Origin of the sequence: Myxococcus sp. AB025B (genome assembly GCF_006518215.1) — a bacterium.
GTDB classification, from domain to species: domain Bacteria; phylum Myxococcota; class Myxococcia; order Myxococcales; family Myxococcaceae; genus Myxococcus; species Myxococcus fulvus.
Genome location: NZ_SRLW01000013.1, coordinates 34,652 through 51,169, shown reverse-complemented (window position 1 = coordinate 51,169; position 16,518 = coordinate 34,652). Strand labels below are relative to the sequence as shown.

13 protein-coding genes are annotated in these 16,518 nt (G+C 71.2%); 6 read left to right on the top strand and 7 right to left on the bottom strand.

The window, feature by feature from the left end; genetic code table 11:
* The 4 genes from FL311_RS03795 to FL311_RS03780 form a co-directional block, all read right to left on the bottom strand.
* Entirely contained in the window at positions 1-3,144 is a 3,144-nt protein-coding gene (locus FL311_RS03795; protein WP_141323497.1) for a bpX6 domain-containing protein, read from the bottom strand.
* Positions 3,144-5,066 carry a hypothetical protein gene (locus FL311_RS03790; RefSeq protein WP_141323496.1) on the bottom strand — a complete coding sequence of 641 codons (1,923 nt, stop codon included), beginning with the start codon at positions 5,064-5,066 and terminating at the stop codon, positions 3,144-3,146. The genes FL311_RS03795 and FL311_RS03790 overlap by 1 nt, the downstream gene beginning before the upstream one ends.
* Positions 5,063-5,518 (bottom strand): hypothetical protein, encoded by a 456-nt coding sequence (locus FL311_RS03785; RefSeq protein ID WP_141323495.1) that lies wholly within the window; start codon positions 5,516-5,518, stop codon positions 5,063-5,065. The genes FL311_RS03790 and FL311_RS03785 overlap by 4 nt, the downstream gene beginning before the upstream one ends.
* Before the next feature lie 576 nt (positions 5,519-6,094).
* Positions 6,095-7,279 (bottom strand): AAA family ATPase, encoded by a 1,185-nt coding sequence (locus tag FL311_RS03780; protein ID WP_141323494.1) that lies wholly within the window; start codon positions 7,277-7,279, stop codon positions 6,095-6,097.
* A gap of 213 nt (positions 7,280-7,492) precedes the next feature.
* Between FL311_RS03780 and FL311_RS03775 the strand changes: the two genes are divergently transcribed.
* The 6 genes from FL311_RS03775 (at position 7,493) to FL311_RS03750 (ending at position 14,374) form a co-directional block, all read left to right on the top strand.
* On the top strand, positions 7,493-8,086 hold the full coding sequence (locus FL311_RS03775; protein ID WP_141323493.1) for a hypothetical protein: 594 nt from the start codon (positions 7,493-7,495) through the stop codon (positions 8,084-8,086).
* Positions 8,087-8,138: 52 nt separating this feature from the next.
* The gene (locus FL311_RS03770) at positions 8,139-10,082 is read left to right on the top strand and encodes a gliding motility protein (RefSeq protein WP_141323492.1); all 1,944 of its coding nucleotides are present in this window, start codon (positions 8,139-8,141) and stop codon (positions 10,080-10,082) included.
* On the top strand, positions 10,079-11,701 hold the full coding sequence (locus FL311_RS03765) for an SWIM zinc finger family protein (protein WP_141323491.1): 1,623 nt from the start codon (positions 10,079-10,081) through the stop codon (positions 11,699-11,701). Before FL311_RS03770 ends, FL311_RS03765 begins: the two co-directional genes overlap by 4 nt.
* A 165-nt stretch (positions 11,702-11,866) precedes the next feature.
* Positions 11,867-13,147: a reverse transcriptase family protein gene (locus FL311_RS03760; RefSeq protein WP_141323490.1), complete on the top strand. Its 1,281-nt coding sequence runs from the start codon at positions 11,867-11,869 to the stop codon at positions 13,145-13,147.
* A gap of 133 nt (positions 13,148-13,280) precedes the next feature.
* The gene (locus FL311_RS03755) at positions 13,281-13,631 is read left to right on the top strand and encodes a calmodulin (RefSeq protein ID WP_141323489.1); all 351 of its coding nucleotides are present in this window, start codon (positions 13,281-13,283) and stop codon (positions 13,629-13,631) included.
* A 50-nt stretch (positions 13,632-13,681) separates the two neighbouring features.
* The gene (locus FL311_RS03750) at positions 13,682-14,374 is read left to right on the top strand and encodes a YqiA/YcfP family alpha/beta fold hydrolase (protein ID WP_141323488.1); all 693 of its coding nucleotides are present in this window, start codon (positions 13,682-13,684) and stop codon (positions 14,372-14,374) included.
* On the opposite strand, the gene FL311_RS03745 is transcribed toward FL311_RS03750, so the two are convergent.
* From FL311_RS03745 to FL311_RS03735, 3 genes are all read right to left on the bottom strand, one after another.
* Positions 14,366-15,085, bottom strand: a complete 720-nt coding sequence (locus tag FL311_RS03745) for a double-CXXCG motif protein (protein WP_141323487.1) — start codon at positions 15,083-15,085, stop codon at positions 14,366-14,368. The two genes, FL311_RS03750 and FL311_RS03745, sit on opposite strands and share 9 nt — an antisense overlap.
* A gap of 21 nt (positions 15,086-15,106) precedes the next feature.
* A complete protein-coding gene (locus FL311_RS03740) occupies positions 15,107-15,688 on the bottom strand; it encodes a DUF1629 domain-containing protein (protein WP_141323486.1) in 582 nt (193 codons plus the stop codon).
* 103 nt (positions 15,689-15,791) lie between these two features.
* On the bottom strand, positions 15,792-16,514 hold the full coding sequence (locus tag FL311_RS03735; protein ID WP_141323485.1) for a double-CXXCG motif protein: 723 nt from the start codon (positions 16,512-16,514) through the stop codon (positions 15,792-15,794).
* Positions 16,515-16,518 lie beyond the last annotated feature (4 nt).

Genomic DNA, 16,518 nt, shown 5'->3' with positions numbered 1-16,518 from the left:
TCACGCGGCGACGACGTGGCGCACGGTGCCGTGCTCCAGGTCCAGGCACAGCACGCGGCCATGCACGTCGTACACGAGCAGCGTCGAGCCTCCCAGCCGCACGCGCGGCGGCGTGTCTCCCTCGAAGGTGAGGGTGAGCCGGGCGCGCAGGCCCCCCCGGGCGTCGAGCAGTCGCGCGTCCCAGCCCTCCACGCAGCGCACCACCTCCGCGCGCCACGTCGAGGTGAGGACCTGGTGCACGGGCTCACCGAGCCCGGCGTCGGAGACCCACGGCGTGGCCTGTCGGGGGATGTTGGGCGGCAGCCACAGCCAGTCGACGCGGCGGAACAGCGGTCCTTCGTCGACCATGAGCACGGCCGCGCGGGCCTCCCCGTCCGGCGTGAGCGCGCAGGAGCGCAGCCCCAGCACCTCCTCCGCCGGTCCCGACACCAGCGGTCCGCGCGCGCGCAGCGTGGGGCCGTTGCGCAGCTCGTACGTCCAGCGCTCCAGGTGGCTGGTGGCGAAGCTCAGCCACGCGTCGTCCGCGGCCAGGGAGCGCACGGTGCCGGGCACCTCCGCCACGCGCCACAGGGCCCGCGCGTCGGGGGCCTGGGCGTCCAGCATCATCACCGTGTGGCCGGACACGACGAACCAGCTCCCGCCGTCGTAGGTGGGCGCCCAGCTCTCCATGGCGAGGTCGCACCAGTGCGTGGCCTTGCGCGCCATCACGTCCACGCGGGACACGCGGTGCAGCTCGCCCCGGGGCGCCAGGGCCAGCACGCGGTCCGCGTGCAGCGAGGCCACCAGCGAGAAGGCGGGGACATCCAGGTGCGCGAGCCTGCGCCCCTCGGCGTCGAGCAGCACCGCGCCCGCCTCCCCCAGCGCGAGCAGCACGCGGCCGCCGGACAGCGCCACGGCATCGTGGACGAAGTGGGCCCCCGCGTCGGCGAGCGAGGCGGACACGACGACGGGAGGCAGCTTCGGGTCCGAGCCCCAGGCCGGGAGGCGCTGCGCGGGCAGCGTGGGCAGGTCCGCGCGCAGGGCGCCGTCGAGCAGCTCCTTGAGCAGTCGCTCGAGGAGGTCGACGGTGACGTGCGCGCGGCCCGCGGCGCGGTCCTTCAGCAGGGCGCGCACCGTGGGCTGGAGCAGCGTCGCGCGCGTGGCGGAGACGGACTCCTGTGACAGGGCCTCGGCGAAGGCGACCCGCTCCAGGCCGCCCTGGGGTGTCTCGTCATCCAACAGGGCCGACACGCGAGCGCGGGTGGAGGACAGGCCCTCCGGGAACGCGCAGGCCCAGCGGGCCAGCAGCCGCGAACCGGTGGGGCCCCCCACTTCGACGCCGCGCTCCAGCCACCCGCGCGCGAGCTCGCGCTTCTCCACCACGGGCCAGATGACCTGCACGGCCTGAGACCAGTTGCCCGCGTCGGCGTGGTCCTGGGCCCAGAGGAGCCTGAGCGCGCGGGCCTCCTCGGGGTGCGTGCGCTCCAGCCGGAGCACCGCGTCCGCGAAGCAGCCACTGCGCCGGGCGATGGCCACCGCGCGTCGGGGGTCCTTCGCGAGGAACCACTGGCGCACGACGAGCCCGGGGCCCAGGCCGCGGCCCTCGGCGAGCTCCGCCGCGAGCTGGAAGCGGCCGTGCTTCTCCAGGAAGGCGACGGCCTCCAGGTGCGCGCCGAGCAGCTCGGAGAGCACGAACACGGCCTCGTCGATGCGGCCCTCGCGCTCGAAGCGTTGGAAGGCCGCGCGGTAGCGTTGGCGCAGCGCCTCGTAGAGGTCCTCGCCGCCCGCGAAGGTGGTGGCGGGCCCCCGGGGCCCCAGCTGCAGCGTGAGCTTCTCGCGAGGCCCCGGCAGTCCGAGCGCCTCGCGGGTGTTCGCATCGGGGGCACCTCCGCCCAGCGGCACGGCGTGGCGCAGGGCTTCTCGCAGGTCCCCGTCCTCGAACATCTCGAAGAGGCGGCGCAGGTACTCCGCCTTGCGGCGCAGGAGCAGTTGGCTCAGCGGAGACTGGTGGATGAGCCATTGGGACAGGCGAGAGAACACCCCCGGGCTCGGAGGAGCGGGACGCGGCCCCGGAGCCTGGGCGTGAGCGCCCGAGGGTTGCGCGTCCTCCACGGTGGAGAACAGGGACGACAACCATCGACCCAACCAGGACGGCTTCCCCGGGATGAGCGCGCCGTCGCTCGTGGTGCCACCGCTCCCGAGCCATGCGGCGAACCGGCCGAGCCAGCTGCCCGTGCTCCCACCGGAGGCCCGAGTCAGCGCCGCCGGCTCACGTGCCTCCGCGCCGGCAGCACCTCCGCCGAACGCGGCGCGAAGCCGACTCCACCACCCCGCCGAGCCTTCACGCCTGGCGGCGGACGAGCTCGACCTCGAACCTGGACGAGCGCCCTCTCCTCGCCCGAAGGCCGCGCGCAGTCGCGACAACACCCCAGGACGCGTTCCTGAACCATCGCTCCCGCGCCGCGACAACCCACCAGGCCGCGCCTCATCCCCCGGTCCGAGGGCCGCGCGCAACCGCGACAGCAAGCCACCACGCGCCATCGCACCACCCCGCCCGAACGCCGCGCGCAGTCGCTCCCTCCACCCCACGGGCTTCACCGTGACGGGCGCCTCCACCACGCGCCCCTGCATGCGCGCCAGCACCTCCTTCGCCTCCGTCGACAGCTCAGGGACCGCGGAGCCGAAGAAGGCCCGGGTGAGCGGCGCCTTCGGCTCCACCACGGACGCCACGGGAGCCGGTGGCGCACCCAGCCCCCGCGTGGGCACCACCGTCCACGCCGACACCTCCAGCCACGAGGCCACATCCACCGGCAGCGCGCCCGTCACCGGATGCACGCAGGCCCGGCCCCCTCGCACGAGCACGAGCGAGCCTGGACGCGCCTCCACCCGCTCCCACTCCGCGGACGACAGCGGCGCCGAGACGAGCACCCCTCGCTCCAGCGTGAGCGCGAGGCCCGGACCCGTCCCCGCGTCACAGCGACGCGCGACAGGCAGGCGCAGCAGGTAACCGTTGGCGACCCACAGCACGGAGGCCCCCGGCGCCCACAGCGACATCACCCGCCGACGCGCCTCGCCCTCCGAGAGCAGCACCGGGTCGAACCAGAAGGCCACGGCGCTCACCGTGCCCCGATGCAGGTGCTGACGTGGCGAGGGAGAAGGACGCATCACCTCCCTCCCGTCGTCGAGCGGTAGAGCACCCGCCCCATCGTCAGGTCCATCACCACCAGCTCTCCGCTTCGCGTCAGCCACGCGAGCAGCGGCGCGGAGTGGCTGACCTCTGCGTGTGTCACCACATCCGACGCCTTCCTCAACACGGTCTCGCGCTTCTCCGTCAGCCACAGGAGCGTGCGCTGGTCCTCGGCCAGGACGAACAGTCCCACCTGGTGCTCCGCGACGTGACAGCCGCCCACGCCCACGACCCGCGCCCCCTCCGGCACGGTGATGTCCACCTGGTGGTCCGCGAGGAACATGCGCCACACATTCGATGCGTGTCGCGCCGCGAGCAGCCCCATGCCCTGGACCACCGGGACATCACTCGCCCAACCGAAACAGGCCTCGCCCATTTTCACGTTCAGCACCACGTCCTCGGCATCCCAGGTGCCCATGACGTGCAGCGACGTCCGGGGCGGAGGCGCGGGCGCATCCTCCTGCGGCGCGAGCACGAACACCGGCTTGCCGGCGTCCCCCGTCTGCCACGGCTCACGCCTCAGTCGCTCCAGCCGCGAGCTGACGGGCACCTTCGCGCCGCCACGGATGTAGACGAGCTTGTTGCCCACCTCCACCATCGCCGTCACCGGGTAGTCGAGCGCCACCATCTCGATGCGCTGCTCGGCCTCGACGCGATACACGAGGAAGAGCCCACCGGTGCGCGTCAGCAGCAGCACCATCTCGTGACGGCCCCGGTCCCGCCAGGAGAACAGTCGCCCCGGTCCCGGAGTCGCGGAGGGGAACGTGGGCGCATAGCCGGACGACCACCCGCCGATGATTTCGGCCGACCCCACGCCCCGGTGGATGCGCGGCTGGGACAGCGTGCCGTGGAGCACGTAGCGGTCCTCGCGCTCCATCAACGTGAGCAGCCCGCCGTTCGGACGCCAGCCCGCGGCCAGCACCGTCTGGTTCGGCTTCACCTTGATGCGCCGGGGCTTGGGGAGGGTGGCCGTCGGCGAGGCGGGGATGGCCATCGCGGACACGCTGCCATCCGCGTGGAACGTCACCAGCCGGCGGCCCTCCGCGGAGAAGTGGAACGACGTGGGCCGGTCCTCGGACAGGCGCACCACGGGCTTGGCGACGCGCGCCTGGAACGGGTCTCTCAGGAGCCGGACGCAGTCGTCCGCGGGCGGCAAGTCCAACACCACCGAGCGCACCTCACGCGACGCGGGGCGCACGTCCACCTGGAGCTTGCGCTCGCCAGGCTCCATCACCTCGCCCACCTCCACGCGAGACAACCCGCGTGCGCTCGGAAGCCGCGCCAGCCGGGCATCGCCGACAAGCCACGCATCTTCCGGAGTGGCCTCCAGCGCGAGCGCCTCACGCCACGCGGCGAGCTGCTCCTCCGTTGGCGGCGCGAGGTCCCTCGCGCCGAGCCAGGACAACACCAGCGACGACGTCACCTCGGAGTACGGGCGCTGCTTCGGAGGAGGCGCCTGGAGCACCCCCCACGTGAACGCCGCCCCCGCGGCCTCGGCGCGGCGGGCCATGACGATGAGCAGCGCCAGGTGCGCGATGCGCGGGTTGCCGAGCTGGTCCGGCCCCGCGTCCAGCAGCACCACCGTGCGACGCGCGCCCTGCGGCTGTCGGAACGAGGGTTTCAGGTACGACAGCTCTCCGAAGGCGGCGCGACGCACCAGCTCCTCGGGAGCCTCCAGCGCCCAGAGCCACTCACTGACGAGCAGTCGGTCGAACGAGCCGCGCCGGGACAGCCCGTCATAACCCTCGGGCTCACCGCCCTCCATGTTGGAGCGCGAGCGCATCCCACCCACGGCCGCCGCCAGTCGCGCGACATAGGCGCCGACGTGGAGCGACAGGGGCTCGGGGAACAGCGACAGGGACTCGGCCCAGGGACTCAGGGAGGGAGGCAGCGCGCTCATGAAACCCCGCCCTCCTCGTCCGCGAGCCACGCGGCGAGCGTGGCGCGGTGCACCGGCCGGGCCGACGCGACGGACAGCAACCAGGGCCCCGAGGGCAACACGGCCCACGGCGTGCCACCGACCTCCACGCGCGAGAGCAGCGCCCGCTCCAGCACGGACACCAGCACCTCGGGAGCCACCGCGCACGGCAACAGCAGCGACGGCGCGGAGACGTCTCGCCCCAGGTACGTGACGCCATCCACCCACGGCAGGGACTCGGAGGCGCCCAGCAGCACGAGCACATCCCGTCCCGCGACGCCACTCCACGTGGACAGCCGAGCGTCATCCTCCAGGAGCACGCGCCGGGCGAGCGCACGGGCCACGTCCCCCACGCCCACCACGGCCAGCGGCTCCAACGGCTGCGCGCGCGGGCCCCACCGCACCGGCAGGGCACCTTGTGTCTCACTGCTCATGCCCGTGCTCCACCCTGCGCGCCATCCGACGAGCAACGCCGAGCGCGAGCCTGCCGCACCCACGAAGCGCCCCACGACTCACCACGCATGTCCGTGCTCCACCGCGCGCCGCCCGACGAGCAAGGCCGAGCTTGAGCCTGCCGCACCCGCGAAGCGCCCCACGACTCACCACGCATGCCCGCGCTCCACCCTGCGCGCCGTCCGACGAGCAACGCCGAGCGCAAGCCTGCCGCACCCGCGAAGCGCCCCACGACTCACCACGCATGTCCGTGCACCACCGCGCGCCATCCGACGAGCAGACCGCCGCACCCACGAAGTGCCCTGTCTCCCACCGCGCCTGCCGGGGTTCCACCACACGCCTCGCACCAAGCACTCCGAGCCGAAAGCCTGCCGCATCAGCGTGGCATCGTGCGCCCCACGGCGCCTGTCCGTGCTCCGCCGCACACCCGCCCATCGTCCGCTCCCGGCGAGCACCCGCGTCACGCCGCGCCTGTCCATGCCTCGACACACACGCCTCCCCACAGCCTGTCCTCGCCAGGGTCCGAGCACCGGGGCCAGAAGACCCCTCGGTGCGCCTCAGACCCCTTGCACCCGGGCCACCGTCTCGGAAGTCGCCGCCCCATTCACGGCGAGCGCCTCGGTGAGCCCCGCGCGCAGCACCTTCAGGTCATCGCTCAGCGACTCCGGAGCGAAGCTCGCGTCCATCTCCCGCGCCACGCCCTCCAGCTTCAGCCGCCAGACCGCGAGCGCCTCCGCCGAGTCCGACGCGGGCCGCTCCGCGAGCAGCGCCTGTCCCGCCTGCGCGAGCCGCTGCGCGCGAGCCCGGGGACCGGCACTCGCCTCCAGCGCCGCCGCCGCGAGCGCCGGGTTCTCCGACGAGGCCAGCACCTCTCGCAGCACATCGCGCGCGAGCGCCTGTCCCTCCTTCGTCGGCACCACGTACACCAGCGGCCACAAATCCGAGGCCGTGGGCACCAAGCGCCCCGCGAGCACCCCCGCGGCCGCCACCAGCCGCTGCGCCTTCACCGCGCGCCGGTCCGACAACCCCAGCCCCGCCGCGCGCAGCGAGCGCAGCGCATGCGCCAGCTGCGGCCGGACGCCCGCGAGGTCCGCCTCCCGCGCCGCTCGCGAGAGCACATCGAGCGTCTCCAACGACACCCACCGCCCGCCCTCCGCGTCCCACGGCATCGCGCCGCCAGTGAGCAGGTCCTCCAGTCGCGGGTCCGGCACGGGCTCGACGAAGATGCGCGCCAGGAACCGGTCCGCGAACGCCGCGAGCGACTCGTCCTCCGGCAGCGCGTTCGCCGCGCCCACGCAGACGCGCAGCGGGCACTTCATCCGCGTGTGCCCCCGCCGGAACGTCCGCTCGTTGAGCAACCCCAACAGCGTGTTCAGGATGGCCGTGGAGCCGAGGAAGACCTCGTCGAGGAACGCGACGTCGGCCTCCGGCAGCATGCCCGTGGTCTGCGTCTCCACCAGCCCCTCGCGCAGCTTGCGCAGGTCCACCGGACCGAACAGTTCCGACGGCTCGGTGAAGCGGCCCAGCAGGTACTCGAAGTAGGAGCCGCCCAGCGCGCGAGCGGTGCGACGGACGGCCTCGCTCTTGGCGGTGCCGGGCGGCCCGATGACGAGCAGGTGCTCACCGGCGACCGCGGACAGCGCGATGAGCTCCACCATGGCCTCGCGCTCGACCAGCCCCCGACCCGCGTCGGAGAGGGCATCGCGGACGGCGCTGGCCGCGGCTTCGAAGGTGACGGACATGCACGAAAGCCTAACCGCCGGACTTGGCCGGCGCGAAGAGTCCCCGGACACCCTCCAGTCGACACACACCTGCCTCGCGGTGCCGGGATTCCAGCGCGAGAGGAATGGCCACGAGGCCGACCGGGGGCGCCTTCGTGACGGGACGCCGCCGGCCTTCATGACACGACACACCTCTTCATGCCCCGGCGTCGGGTCGGACATAGACTGCGTTCCATGAAAAAGATGTCGAAGTGGGTGGCGCTGGTGGGCGTGCTTGGTGTGGGCACGCAAGCGGTGGCGGATGGCTGGCATGGCTACGCGTCGCTGGGAGCGGGCATCACCCTGGACCACCTGAGCGACCTGCGCGCGAAGGGCCCCGCGCTGCACGGCTACCTGGGCGTGGAGTCGCCGCCGGGGCTGTCCATCGGCCTGCTCGCGGAGGTCTCCGAGACGTGGGGCAACGAGCTGCGGGACGCGGCCCGGCAGGACCGCCTGGAGCGGACGCAACTGGATTACAAGGCGGTGGGCATCGAGGCGCGGCTGCGCTTCTTCCGGGACAAGCCCATCAACCCGTGGGTGGGCGCCAGGCTGTCGAAGAGCTGGGGCAGCACCTTCGCGCCGGACGAGTTCGGCACCTTCCTGCGCAAGAACGTGGACACCACGAGCATGGCCTTCCGCGTGGGCGTGGATGGCTGGTTCAGCTCGCGCTGGGGCATCTCCGCCGCCACCGCGTTCCAGTTCTGCGACGTGAAGCTCACGCGCGAGTCGGTGAACGAGTGCGCCAAGCTCCTCCAATCCGTGATTGTCGGTCCGGTGGTCCGCTTCTGAGCCTCACCTTCCATCGTGCGCACCCTCGGCCGGACGGTGTAGACCTCCACGTGTGAGCGAGAGCTGGGAGCAGCGCAGACGACGCGAGGCGCGGGAGATGGACGCCGCCATCCGGAGCACCTTCGCACGCAGACAGTCCAACGCGGAGCTGCGCGCGGCGCTGGAGGCGCTCGCGCAGCGGCCCTGGTTCCGGGAGTTCTCCTGGCTGTGGGGCCCGTCGCTGCACGTGCGGGACCGCGTGCTGTTCCGTCCGCTCATCCTGTCGTGGCTGAGAGCGGGCAACCTCACCGCGACCGGGAAGTGGGTGGACCCCTGGCAGGGCGAGAACGCCGCCGCGCTGGAGACGTGGCTCGCGGACGCGGACCGCCACGACGACGTGGAGGTCTTCCGTCGGCTGTACGAGTGGCGGCAGCAGGGCCTGGGCCTGAAGAAGGCCGAGGCCCGCTGGCGCGAGGACCTCACCCAGCGCTTCCGTGATGCCAGGACGCGGGCGGCTCGGCAGCTGGTGCTGACCAAGCTGGACGTGGAGACGGGGCGCCTCGACGAGGCGACGGCGCTCGCGCTGGATGACGTGGACGCGGAGCTCGCCCGGCCCTTCATCCGTCAACGCCTGCCCTTCGCGTGGGGTCCCGGGGTTCCCCAGGAGAAGCAGCACGCGATGTGGACCACGCTGCGGGAGCGGCTGCTCGCGCGCGGCGACACCGAGCTCGCCTGGGCCCTCTATCGCCGGCTCGTCACCGAGGACGCGTGGCGCGCGGACGTGTTCGCGCTCACGCAGTCGGTGAAGGACTCCCAGGCGCTGGTGCGCGCGCTGGAGGAGCACCACCCGGACGTCGCGCCGACGGGAGCGGCGGAGGTCTTCGTGGAGCTGGCGGAGAAGCGCGGGCGCGACGTGGTGCCCTACCTGCTCGCGCACCTGTCCACGGTCTTCCCGCGTTGGGCCGGCCTTCGCGCCAGAGCCAAGAACGCCAAGGGCCTGCCGGACCTGCTGGAGCTGTGCCGGGTGCGCGGCTGGGAGGACGTATGGGGCGCGGCGCTGCGCACGTCGGCGACGGCGGAGACCTTCGACCAGGAGGTGCTCAAGCTGGTGCACGACGCGAAGGCGGACCCGGCGGTGACGCGCGGGCGGCTGCTCCAGGTCGCGGGCACCGGCGGCGAGTGGAACCGGCCCGGCCTCGGCGTCACCCGCGTGCTGCCGCTGACGGACGCCACGGCGGTGATGCTGTACGCGCGCTTCCCGGAGCTGCTCCGCGGCCCGTTCCGCATGCACGTGTCCTCCGGCTGGCACTCGTCATACCCGGAGCTGGTGGGGCGCGCGCTGGAGCGCCGGGACGAGGAGCTGCTGGACTTCCTCGCCAGCCGCGCGGCGACGCAGGCCCAGCCCACGCACGCGGGCAACAAGCGTCAGCGCGAGTGGGTTCGGGTCCTGGACGCGCTCGCCACACACTACGAGGAGCTGCCGAAGGAGGACGGCGTCTTCGCGCGCCGCGCCGCCAACGTGCTCGGGGCGATACCGGCGTACGCCATCTGGGCGGACAAGACGCTCCTGTCGCAGAACCGGCTCGCGCGGCTGTTGCTCATGCGCTCGGATGACCTCTACCTCGCGGACCCGCGCGCGGTGAGGGACCTGCTGGAGTCGCCGCAGATTCACGTGCAGGCGCTCGCGTTCCGGCTGCTCGGTCGCGACTCACCGCGCGCACGTGAGCTGGCCGCGAGCAACACGGACGTGCTCCAGGCCGCGCTCCTGCGTCCCCTGCACCGTCGCACGCGGCTGATGGCCTTCAGCGCGCTGACCAACGCGGCGCTGCATGACGTGGACACGGCGCGAAGGCTGCTCGCCCGGATGCGCGACGCCTTCGCTCTGCCCGACCAGCGCTATCCGAAGGAGGAGCTGGTGGAGCTGCTGGCGAAGGTGCTCCAGCGCTGGCCCGAGCTGCGCGGCCCCGCCGAGACACCCCGCGTCTTCTCCGCGTCCACGAAGGAGGCCTCGCCGTGACGACCTTCGGCCTGTCGTACGCGACGCCCTCCGTCTTCGAGTCCACGCGCGAGCGTTCGCTGTTGGGCCTGTCGGTGGACCAGCACCGGCCGGTGCGCTTCCACGCGAAGGTGGCGAAGGACGTGCTGCCCTTGCGACTGGCGCTGCAGGCGCTGGGGCAGCTCATCTGGCACTCGGACGAGTGGACCTCGACGTGGTGGGGAGTGCTGGACCCCATCATCACCGTGCACCCGGACCGGGTCTTCTTCGAGGCGTTCAGCCAGGACCAGAGCGCGTACGGGATGGTCATCGTGGACCGCGAGTGCTTCGAGCCCGAGGGCGAGGTGGCCTGCGGCACGACGAACGTGGACTTCACCGCGTGGCTGTGGTCCGCGCTGGGGGAGCTGCGCACGAGCCGGGACACGCACCTGCGCGTGGGCGCCGAGGGCTTCGAGGTGCGCACGGAGCGCGCGGGCGGACGCTTCGAGCAGAAGGTGGAGGTGCCGGACGACTGGGTGCGAGGCTTCCTGCAACTGCAGGGCGGCATGGCGATGCCGGGCACGAAGCTGACGGTGCGTCCGGTGGACCTGCTCGCCGCGGTGCGCTTCCTCACCTTCACCAAGGCGCGGGTGTCACCGCGAGCGCTGCGGTACGAGTTCACGCCGGACCAGGACGCGAGGCTGGTGCTGGAGCCCTGGGAGCAGGTGGTGCCGCTACGAGGCGCGGTGCATGGCCACACGGAGCCGCGCACGGTGCGCACGTGGGGTCGGCGTCGGCTGCGATTGCTCGAGCCGCTGCTGCCGTACGCGGACTCGGTGGAGGTCTATCTGAAGGGCCGCGCGCTGCCGCACTTCTACAGCGTGCACCTGGGGCCGCGCGTGCGCTTCGTGCTGGGGCTGTCCGGGTGGACGGCGAACCGGTGGACGGGCACGGCGGGGATGGACCTGCTCCTGGAGCCCGAGCGGGACGAGGCGCTGGCGGCACGCGTGCTCGGACTCCTGCGCGAGCGCTTCCACGCGTCCACGGACGAGGTCGTTCAGGCCCTGGGCGCGGACAAGGCGCGAGTGGCCACGGCGCTGGCGGCGCAGTGCGCGGCGGGACGGGTGATGTTCGACGTCGAGGCGCGGCGCTGGCGTCACCGTGAGCTGTTCGCGACGCCGGTGGACCTGGGACGGATGTATCCGCCGGACCCGAGGCGCGAGGAGGCGGAGCGGCTGACGGCGGTGGGCCAGGTGGTCGTGACCAGCGAGGACGTGCGCGAGACGCGCAAGGTGCGCAAGCTGCCGACGCCCGAGGGCCACGTGCTGCGCGAGGTCGTGCATCGCGACTGGGTGGTGCACGGGAGCGTGGGGCCGCAGACCGCCGTGGAGCTGGTGCTGAACGACGAGGACCGGCTGCTGTTCGGCACGTGCAAGTGCGAGTTCTTCCGCGAGAACCTGATGAACCACGGGCCGTGCGCGCACCTGCTCGCGCTGCTGCGGGTGGCGAAGGCGCGGCGCAAGGAGCGGGCGAGCTCGGCGGCGCCCTCGGAGGCCGCGCTGGAGGCGCTCCGACAGGCGGAGAGGCCCGAGGCCCGGAGCGAACAGGACGGCGAGGGCGAGACGCTTGACGAGGACGGCGGCGATGACGATAACCGGTGACGCTCACGGGAAGGGCTGGGGCTCACAGATGAGCCGTCGGTGCCGCGGTGTTTCGCCGCGGCGGTGTTTTGTCCCCACTTCTTCTCCAGGGTCCCTGCGTACGGAACGCAGGGAGCCCCGGGTCCAGCGCCTCGCAGGTCGTCCCCCGGTCCCTCCCGGAGCACCATGAGCTGGTTCGACTCGACGCTGGGTTGGTTCAAGGGGCTCTTCACCCCGAAGCCGGTGACGCGGGATGTCTCGCGGCTCGACGCCTCCACGCGCGACGCGAGCGGACGCGCGGCGGACGTGGTGCGGGAGACGGTGGCCACCTCGGGCCCGCTGAAGCCCGGACACCGGCGCGAAATCATCCGGGACGCGCGACTCCTGCCCAAGGGCAGGCGCGTCTACACCCCGGGCCGCAAGCCCCTGATGACCCGGGGTGAGGCGCGGCGCTTCTTCTCCACGACGTTCCGCACGCGCAACCGCGACGTGCGCGACCTGCTGACGGACGAGGCGCAGTTGAAGCGCCACGGGCTGCCGGTGTGGCGGACGGAGGAGGACGTGGCGGCGGCGCTGGAGCTCACCGTGGGCCAGCTCCGGCACTACGCGACGCACCGGGTCCGGGAGCGGGTGTCGCACTACGTGACGTTCTCGGTGCCGAAGCGCTCGGGGGGCACGCGGCTGCTGCATGCGCCCAAGCGCAAGCTCAAGGCGGTGCAGCGTCGGCTCCTGGCGTTGCTGGTGGCGAAGCTGCCTTGCAGCGAGCACGCGCACGGCTTCGTGTCGGGGCGCTCCATCAAGACGGGCGCGGCGCCGCACGTGGGGCGTCGGGTGGTGTTGAAGCTGGACGTGAAGGACTTCTTCCCGTCGGTCACGGTGGGGCGGGTGCGCGGGCTGCTGCTCGCATTGGGGTATGGCTATCCGGTGGCGGCGACGCTGGCGGTGTTGATGACGGAGGCGGAGCGTCAGCCGGTGGAGGTGGAGGGGACGGTGTTCCACGTGCCGGTGGGGCCGCGCTCGTGCGTGCAGGGCGCGCCGACGAGCCCCGGGCTGTGCAACGCGGTGGTGATGCGCTTGGACCGGCGGCTCGCGGGGCTGGCGCGGCGGTATGGGTATACGTACACGCGCTACGCGGATGACCTGACGTTCTCCGGGGACGACGTGGGGGCGATGGAGAGGGTGCGGGCGCTCGCCGCGAGGTACGTGAGGGACGAGGGCTTCGAGGTGAACGCCGCGAAGACGCGGGTGCAGCGTCGGGGTGGACGACAGCGCGTCACGGGCGTGACGGTGAACGCGGGGCTCGGGCTGTCGCGCGAGGAGCGGCGCAAGCTGCGGGCGATGATCCACCAGGAGGACGGCGGGGACGCGAAGCAGCGCGCGCGCATCGACGGGATGCTGGCGTACGTGAAGATGTTGAATCCGGAGCACGCGGTTCGTCTCGCGAGGCGACGCAAGCCGCGAGGGTGAGTGGCCCGCTGTCGAAAAGGCTGCGGGGGAGCGCGAGGAATGCACCGGTTCTCCACACCTGCCCTGCGGGCGCGTGGTGAGGGAGTTGAAGGGCCTCTACATCGGCGCTCCTCACCATCACAGGAGTCGCCCCATGGCCAACGCCGCCCGCTTCGCTTTCACGCAGCCGAGCTCCCCCGGTGTCGAGTTCGTCATCGAGCTGACGGACGAGAACACGATTGCCCACGCCCGGAAGATTCTCTCCGGCGAGGAGAAGAACCGAATCCACGTGCATGGGCGCATCATGAAGCGGCCCCAGCCTTACAACCCGAGGTTCTCGTTCCACCTGGACCCATCGACCATCCAGTTCTTCGAGGTGGCCATCGAGGTCTGCGACGCGAACATGACGTACGTGGAGGACCACCTGGACGAGGCGGGGGGCGCGTTCCTGCCGGGTGGCCATTGGTGCCCGTGGGACTCGCGGCTCGCGCGCGAGGTGAAGTGACCGGGGAATCACCTGAGCCGGGGGCCCGGGGCGACGTTACAGTGGAGGACATGAGCGACCTTCCTCCAGCGCCCGTGCCCCTGGCTCCTCGCTTCATGTATCTGCATGGCTTCGCCTCGGGGCCGGACTCGACGAAGGGTCTGGCGTTGAGCCGCCACTTCGAGCCCAGGGGTCTCCACATCGAGCGGTTGAACCTGCGGGTGCCCTCGTTCGAGGAGCTGAAGCTGAGCGCCATCACGGACACGGTGCGAGCGGCGCTGGGAGGCGAGCAGGACCGGGTGGTGTTGTTGGGTTCGAGCCTGGGAGGGCTGACGGCGGCGAGAGTCGCGGCGGAGGACGCGCGGGTGTGTGGCCTGGTGTTGATGGCGCCGGCGTTCCACATCGTGACGCAGCTGCGAAAGCGGATGGGCGAGGCGCTCTGGGAGCACTGGCGGACGTCGGGCTGGATTCCGACGGAGGACTTCGTGGAGAAGCGCACGTCGAAAGTCCACTGGGGTTTCGTCGAGGACGCGCTGGCGTTGGATGAGCGCCTGGGGAACTGGCCCGACGTGAGGGTGCCCACGCTGCTCATCCACGGGCGAGCGGACGACACGTGTGACATCGCCAACTCGCGCCAGTGGGCAGAGGGCCGTCGCAACGTGAAGCTGGTGGAGGTGGACGACGGCCACGAGCTGACCGCGTCCCTGCCCTTCATCCTGGAGCAGACGGAGGCGTTCCTGCGCCCCTGGGGCAGTTCAGCGTGAGGTCACTTCGGCGAAGGTGAGGCCATCGAGTCCCAGCGCTTCGACGGCGTCCTTGAAGCGCTCGGTGACGATGAGCAGCGAGGAGAAGTTCGTCAGGCGGAACAGGTCCAGGTCGGTGGGCAGCGAGGCCGCGTCGAGGATGGGCTTGTCGGGACGACGGAGCGCGAGCCGACCGCAGGTCGAGCAAGGCGCGAGTGTGTTCCGAGGGAAGCAAGCGGGATGCAGGGAGCTGCGAGAGAGGACCTCGAGTTCCACCAGGTCCGTCACGGGCTTCTGCCGAGCCGTCAGCGCGGTGGGGTGACCGGCGAGTCCTGTCAGTCCTTGTTCCTGGAGTGATTCCAGGTCGCCCTGGTTCACGACGAGCGAAGCGATGAACCAGGAGAATGAGGGGAACTTCCCGAGCGCCTTGCCGGTGAGGGGACCGAGCTCCGCCCCCGGGGGAAGTGGGGAACCGGGAGGGAGCAGAGGGCGGACGAGTTCACGCAGTCGCGCGAGTTCCTGGAAGGATTCGGGCCTGTTCTCGAACAAGCGCTGTTCCGCGAGGGAGGACAGGTCGACACTGGGGTAGGAGCAACCGAGGTCACTCCAGCTCGCGCGGCAACCAGGACAATCCTTCAGTGCGGGAAGGAACCACCGATGCTCGGCATCGAAGTTCCCGCCGTACCCCTCGATGACCTCCGTGTCTTCACCGATGCAGAAGAACCGCCCCATGTGACCTCCCTTCATCCAGCTTCAGCGCGGTCCTGTGACACGCTCGAATGTCACGCCAAGATTCCCGACTTCCTCCAGTGCGTTCTTGATCTCCTCGGAGACGATGAGCGCGGAGGAGTACCCCTGTATCCGAAAGACACGGGCTCCCGCTGTCTTGGACGGGTCGATGCGCAGCCCGTGAATAGCGCGGTACGTCCCCACCCTTTCGGGCGCGACACCCTCTGGAGGGTAGCGCTGCACTTCCAAGGAGTTCTCCTCATCGACGCAATTGAAGCACCGGGTTGCATTGATGATGTAGAGCGCCGTCTTCGCGCCCTCGACCTCGAGGAGGAAGGCCTGGACGTCGTCTGGGGCCAGCGTGAGAAAGACCCTCGCGACTCGCTCATCCGAGATAGGAGTGCGTCCCGAGTTCGCCACGGAGAAGGACCGCTGCGGTCCATCACGGAGCGGGCTGCTCCTCAGCGGTCCTGGGTTGGGAAGATGTCTTCCGTCTCCGAACATCCAGGGGTCGTCCAGTTCCCCACCAGCAGCCGGCACAGGTAGCTCCAGGACCCACTGAGGTAGATCCGCAATCCTCAGGTCGTAGAAGTTCTCACCGGACATCCACCACCCTCACTGGGAACAATCGAGCGTCGAAGCTCACGACCTGGAGTCGGAAAGTCAGCTGACATCCTCGCACAGTCCCACGCGGTCTCCCGAACGAGCCTCAACGAAGGGGGAGTTCGCGGAAGGTGAGGCCATCGAGCCCGAGTTGTTCGACTGCCTCCTTGAAGCGCGAGGTGCCAATGACCATCGTGGCGAAGTTGCCCACGCGGAACAGGTCGATGTCCGTGGGAAGAGAAGCCGCCTCCAGGAGGGGTTCATCAGGCCGTCGGAGTCCCAGCCGACCACAGGTCGGGCAGGGAGGCGGATGACTCGGAGGAAAGCAATCCGTGTGCAGTCGCCCCAGTGGCGGAGCATGCAGCTCGACCAGAGCTGGTGGATGTTTCTGTCTGAACCTCAACTCGGGAGGGAAGTCCTGAAGATCTCTGAGACCTTTCGCATGGAGCATCTCCAGTGCCTGCCGGTGGACCAGCAGCACCTCGACGACCCAGGCAAACGCCGGGAGCTTTCCGAACCCCGTGCCCTCCAGCGGTCCGAAGCCTGTACCGGGAGGCAGTGCGGCACCTGAGGGGGTGAAAGGGCGAACCAGCGCACGCAAGCGGTCGAGCTCGGGAAGAGGCTCAGGCCTCGCCCTCTCAAGTTCACGACGCTCTGGCAGCGAGGACAGGTCCACGCCAGGGAAGAAATGTCCGGAGCCACTCCACGTGGCATCACACGTCGGGCACCGCAGTAACCCGGGGAGCTTCCACTTGCGCCCGCCATGAACCTCACCGCCATGCCGGCGCACGGCCGCGTTGTCCTCGTCCACCCAGAAGAATCGAACCATCCGC

Bases quoted from the DNA above. Each gene is read 5' to 3' on its own strand.
- FL311_RS03795 (WP_141323497.1), bottom strand. From the start codon at position 3,144: ATGCGTCCTTCTCCCTCGCCACGTCAGCACCTGCATCGGGGCACGGTG.
- FL311_RS03790 (WP_141323496.1), bottom strand. From the start codon at position 5,066: ATGAGCGCGCTGCCTCCCTCCCTGAGTCCCTGGGCCGAGTCCCTGTCG.
- FL311_RS03785 (WP_141323495.1), bottom strand. From the start codon at position 5,518: ATGAGCAGTGAGACACAAGGTGCCCTGCCGGTGCGGTGGGGCCCGCGC.
- FL311_RS03780 (WP_141323494.1), bottom strand. From the start codon at position 7,279: ATGTCCGTCACCTTCGAAGCCGCGGCCAGCGCCGTCCGCGATGCCCTC.
- FL311_RS03775 (WP_141323493.1), top strand. From the start codon at position 7,493: ATGAAAAAGATGTCGAAGTGGGTGGCGCTGGTGGGCGTGCTTGGTGTG.
- FL311_RS03760 (WP_141323490.1), top strand. From the start codon at position 11,867: ATGAGCTGGTTCGACTCGACGCTGGGTTGGTTCAAGGGGCTCTTCACC.
- FL311_RS03755 (WP_141323489.1), top strand. From the start codon at position 13,281: ATGGCCAACGCCGCCCGCTTCGCTTTCACGCAGCCGAGCTCCCCCGGT.
- FL311_RS03750 (WP_141323488.1), top strand. From the start codon at position 13,682: ATGAGCGACCTTCCTCCAGCGCCCGTGCCCCTGGCTCCTCGCTTCATG.
- FL311_RS03745 (WP_141323487.1), bottom strand. From the start codon at position 15,085: ATGGGGCGGTTCTTCTGCATCGGTGAAGACACGGAGGTCATCGAGGGG.
- FL311_RS03740 (WP_141323486.1), bottom strand. From the start codon at position 15,688: ATGTCCGGTGAGAACTTCTACGACCTGAGGATTGCGGATCTACCTCAG.
- FL311_RS03735 (WP_141323485.1), bottom strand. From the start codon at position 16,514: ATGGTTCGATTCTTCTGGGTGGACGAGGACAACGCGGCCGTGCGCCGG.